The organism is Moorena sp. SIO3E8 (assembly GCF_010692445.1).
Classification (GTDB): Bacteria; Cyanobacteriota; Cyanobacteriia; order Cyanobacteriales; family Coleofasciculaceae; genus Moorena; species Moorena bouillonii.
Map to the genome: position 1 here is coordinate 1 of NZ_JAAHHM010000307.1, position 2460 is coordinate 2460.

The following is a 2460-nucleotide window of genomic DNA, read 5'->3' on the forward strand; positions in this document are numbered from 1 at the left end:
GTGCGATTCGTTGGTTAGAAACCGAATCTCAATGATGCGGGGGATTAACCACAAGGAAAATACCTTGATAACTTGATTACCATGTTGGTGAAAGACCAACCCTCGCGAAATCCGAGTGACAGCCTTACCCCTAATCAATGAGAACTAACAAACTCTAGATTAAAGCGGGGTCAAACAGCGAAACTCTATAAGCCTAAATATGGAGCTAGTAGCAGGCAATAGTGCTCAGGAGTACCGAAAGGGAAGATACATCTGAACCATCGTTAAATCTAACCAGCGCAATAAGGCTAGAAACGCTGGAAACAAAAGTTACGGAAAAAAAATAGAATTATAAGGTTTACTCTCCTTATGATGATTTCTCTAATTCCCGGTGGATAGTATCACTCTAAAAGCACAAAGAATGGTAATCAGGAACGAAGTAACCTCACAGGTACTCTTAAGAAAGGTCGATTTCTTAAGTAGGTAGTTAGCCCCATGGCCTGTGATGGGAAGATTGAGTCAAAAGCAAAAGCCACTATGTAATGTAGTGGATAGGCTGACAGACTCACGTGATTGGGAAAAGATATGGTGGTGAGTAGTAATGAATATGTCCAAAACTCGGGGGTTCGCCCCACAGTCGGAATGGAATAAAGTGAACTGGCGAAAGCTAGAAATCACAGTATTTAAGTTACAAAAGCGAATATATCAAGCCTCACAACGTGGAAATGTCCGCGTGGTAAGACGGTTGCAAAAGACTCTAATGAAGTCCTGGTCAGCTAAAATGCTCGCCGTAAGGAAAGTAACCCAACAGAACAAAGGCAAAAAGACTGCCGGAATAGATGGTCGGAAAGCCCTAACAGGCAAACAAAGACTAAACTTAGTAGCCAGCCTTAAAGTTTACAAACGACCTCAACCCACCCGCAGGGTATGGATTGAAAAACCAGGTCGCAAAGAGAAACGTCCTCTAGGAATACCTACCATATACGACCGAGCACTACAAGCACTAACCAAACAGGCACTAGAACCTGAATGGGAAGCACACTTTGAAACCAACTCATACGGTTTCAGACCAGGAAGGTCATGTCATGACGCAATCGAGGCAATATTTGATAGTATCAAAAGGAAACCAAAATGGGTTCTTGACGCCGATATATCAAAATGCTTCGATAAAATCAACCATGAAAAACTTCTCTCAAAACTAAATACCTTCCCAACTATGAAGCGATTAATCAAAGGATGGTTAAAAGCTGGAGTAATAGATGAAGGAACACTATCTTCTACAGATGAGGGTACACCCCAGGGAGGGATAATATCACCCTTACTGGCCAATATAGCCCTCCACGGAATGGAAGAGACCATAAAAGACTACGTAGAAAACCTTTCATTAAAGGAAACCAAAGTAAAGGGAAGAAGAGAAAGGAGAAAAAGCGTAAGTCTCATAAGATATGCAGATGATTTCGTCATCATGCATAAATCCAAAGAAGTGGTAGAAAAGTGTAGAGAAGTAATAATAACATGGTTAAAGGGCATAGGCTTGGAATTAAAGCCAAGTAAAACAAGATTGATACACGTAAATGAAGGTTTTGATTTCCTGGGTTTTAATATCCGTCAATATCAGACCGGAAAAAATCAATCAAAAAAAGGCTTTAAAACCCTCATTAAACCATCTAAGAAAAAAGTGAAAGAGCATATGGAGCAACTAACTGAGGTAATAGACAGTTATATAGCTGCTCCACAAGCTGCCTTAATCAGCAAACTTAAACCCATTATACAAGGTTGGTGCAACTACAACCGCAGTGTTGTAAGCAAGAAAACCTTCTCTGGGTTAGACCACCTACTCTGGAACAAACTTCAAAGATGGGGATACAGGAGACATCCCAGAAAGTCAAAAACCTGGGTAAATAAAAAATACTGGGGAACCAAGACTGAAAAGCCAAAGAACCCCTGGGAAGCACCCAAGGTAGACAACTGGACATTCATGACAAAAGAAGGAACATACCTTCCAAAACATGTCAAAACAGAAATCATCCGACACACAAAAGTCAAAGGAACCAGTAGCCCCTACGATGGGAATTTAATCTATTGGAACACCAGAATGAGTAACCACCCAGAAACGTCTAAACAGAAGGTAAAACTTCTTAAAAGACAACAAGGAAAATGCACTCATTGCGGCTTGACTTTTAAGGATGGAGACTTACTGGAAAAACACCACATAATACCGCGCGCACAAGGTGGAAACGACCAACTCAATAACCTTGAGCTACTACACCTACATTGCCACGATGCAAAACACAGAACTAAAATTGCAACTAAGCGTCAAGAGTCAAGTAACGACCCCTCTGAGTTAGATAACAACCCGTTCTAGTGTAAAGAGGTACCAATGAAAAAATGGTTCCTATCACGAGGAGCCGGATGAGGGGAAACTCTCACGTCCGGTTTTGAAGACGAGTCAGTGAGGTGACTCACTGGCTTAGTTTAATA

General features: G+C 41.3%; 1 protein-coding gene. It reads left to right on the forward strand.

What is annotated here, in order from left to right; translation table 11 throughout:
* The first annotated feature begins 580 nt into the window (after positions 1–580).
* Positions 581–2344 carry a group II intron reverse transcriptase/maturase gene (gene ltrA, locus F6K46_RS39315; protein ID WP_366510898.1) on the forward strand — a complete coding sequence of 588 codons (1764 nt, stop codon included), beginning with the start codon at positions 581–583 and terminating at the stop codon, positions 2342–2344.
* Positions 2345–2460: the final 116 nt, after the last annotated feature.

Excerpts from the sequence above, each read along its gene's own strand:
- ltrA (WP_366510898.1), top strand. The coding sequence starts at position 581 with ATGAATATGTCCAAAACTCGGGGGTTCGCCCCACAGTCGGAATGGAAT.